Source organism: uncultured Paraglaciecola sp., from assembly GCF_913058035.1.
Classification (GTDB): Bacteria; Pseudomonadota; Gammaproteobacteria; order Enterobacterales; family Alteromonadaceae; genus Paraglaciecola.
In genome coordinates, this window is the sequence record NZ_CAJXPA010000327.1 from 1 (window position 1) to 2,483 (window position 2,483).

At 38.5% G+C, this 2,483-nt stretch carries 1 protein-coding gene and 1 pseudogene; both read left to right on the plus strand.

Translation table 11 applies throughout. The features are described 5' to 3' along the window. Nucleotides 1–212 (plus strand): annotated as a pseudogene (locus QZ562_RS20900) (acyl-CoA thioesterase); the annotation flags it as partial. Between the two features lie 1,525 nt (nt 213–1,737). Continuing rightward, nucleotides 1,738–2,483, plus strand: a 746-nt coding sequence (locus tag QZ562_RS20905) for a cytosine permease (protein WP_293764621.1), incomplete at its 3' end; no start/stop codon positions are given.

Sequence of the window (2,483 nt, forward strand, 5' to 3'; positions counted from 1 at the left end):
GGCAACTGCTTGATATAAAAGGAGTACTCGCAAAAGTTGGCGGTAAGTCGATTACTGTTTCTTATGAAATGCGAGAATGCGGTAGCCACAAAATAGTGGCTACGCTTACCAGTATTTCAGTACTTTTTGATACCGAAGCCCGTGAAGCTATCTCCCTTACTAATGATATGAGAATTAGGGCAAACAAAAGCATAAACGAAACAACCATCTAAGCATGGTGTCTTTGCCTGCAATCAATATCTGAGATCAGAGCAAAATTTTAAGTGCGGGGACATACTTTCACACTTAATCGACCCTGATTGAAAGAATGTTCTGATGGCTATATCACCAAGGGTTAACCCAATCGCTGCTGCACAAAATATCATACAGCGAGGTAGCCACCGCCACGTTTATTTTGTTAGTGAGCAAGGTTTTGGTGCTTATATCGTCCAGCTAAAGAAATACTCTAAAATACCAAGTTGATATTCATGCATGCGTATTGATGACCCATCACGTTTACATGCTTTGCACCCCCATAACGAACAGGGGATCAGGCAAGTCGTACAATCATTTAATGGGCAGTATGTACGTTATTTTAACGACACGTATAAACGCGCAGGCACATAATGGGAAAGCCGTTATAGATGCTACTGAGTTAAAGCAGAGGATTATTTGCTTGAGTTGTATCGTTATATTGAGTTCCATCTAGTTAGGGCGAGTATATAGCAGAGCCTTCAGGGTACAAATGGTCAAGCTATCAAATAAATGGATTAGCAAAGCAATCAGAACTTTGTAAAGCTCACCCCTTTTATTCCACGTTAAATAACATGTTCCGGCACAGCAACCACTAGGACTCTTGGCTTCCTTGGCACAATAATGACATAGATGATGAGGTGGCTTGTTAATTTGATGAATTTGATGGCTTTTTAATTTGGTAGCTTGTTAATTTGGTAATTTGGTAATTTAGTGCTGAATATTTACCCATCTTGTAAAGATAGAAAAGTATGTGTCAGCAGGAGCCAATCTACCTAAATCAATCCAAGTAGTCATTACTTTTACTTGGTTGGTGGGTTACTCGACTGTGGGTTAGGACGGTGTGCATCATCCACGTTACGCTTATTCTGCAGCATCTGATTGTGCTTTTTTTCAGATTTTGTGCTTACGTTTTCCGTTAATTTTTGTTTTTTCTCTAACCAAAGGATTCAGTTACTAAGTCATCACTCACAATATCGTTTTTGATGTTTTGTATCATCTTTTTAGGTGAATTGGTCAATCCAGCCTAAATTGGCTGCGCCATAAATCAATGTTGTTACGATCCAGGTAAATCCCCTCCAGCCTTCTTTCCAAAATGCATCTTGCATTCTTTAGTGCATCATTTTAGCAAAACGTGCACAGAATTGATGCTCTTAAATAGACTGATTAGTCCGTTTGTAGTGCTTATTTTAAGTTAAGTGTATGTATATAATATATTTTTTATGATTGGCCTACATTGTGCTAAAGCTTGTATTAGCAATCAAAGATTTGCTCAATCTCAATATTTTGTACTTCCATCGTGTTCTGGTGTGTCTGCGGATAATAAAAAAGTAAAAGGTAAAAAGAGATCAGAAAATGGACATAAACATATTTATTCAACTTGATATTAGCCGCTTTGTAAGCGATGGAAAACTCACTGATTTATAGCGTCTAAACGATAATAAATAATAAAAAGAATGGCAAAGCAGCTTAAATCATTTACTCATATCAGCAGGCAAAACAATTGTGTTAAACATTGAAAAAGATCCACAGCAATACGTATCTAAAATGGTCGAGGTAGGCGAGTTTATAGAGTTAAATGTTCAGCATGATGTTCGCAATAGCGCTCTATATAACGATGATATTGCACCAACAAACATTGCTCAGCGCACCTGGCATAAATGGGATGTTGCGGCACTTTGGGTTGGCATGGCAATTTGTGTACCTACCTATACCCTTGGCGGAGTATTAACCGCTTATTTTGGATTGTCGGTAATCGAAGCTTTAATTACAATTTTGATTGCCAATATAATTGTGCTTATCCCACTCACATTGAATGCCTTTTCTGGGACCAAATATGGCATACCTTTTCCCGTTTTATTACGCTCTTCATTTGGTTTGTATGGTTCTAATTTACCCTGTTTAATTCGAGCAATCGTGGCATGTGGCTGGTTTGGTATTCAAACCTTATTTGGTGGCATTGCATGCCATATTTTATTGTCGAACCTTTCTGAAGATTGGGCTGCACTAGGAAGTCAGGGGGAGGTGTATGGTTTTTTGATGTTTTGGGCTTTGAATTTGTATGTGGTGCTAAAAGGGTCTGATTCAATTAAAAAATTGGAAAACTGGTCAGCGCCTATATTGTTAACAATGGGTTTTGGTTTAATGCTTTGGGCTTTACCGCAAATAAATCTAACGGAGGTATTAGCGACCCCAGCAAATCGCCCGAAAGATGATTTCTCGCTTCCTTATTTACTGGCTGGGGTGACTGC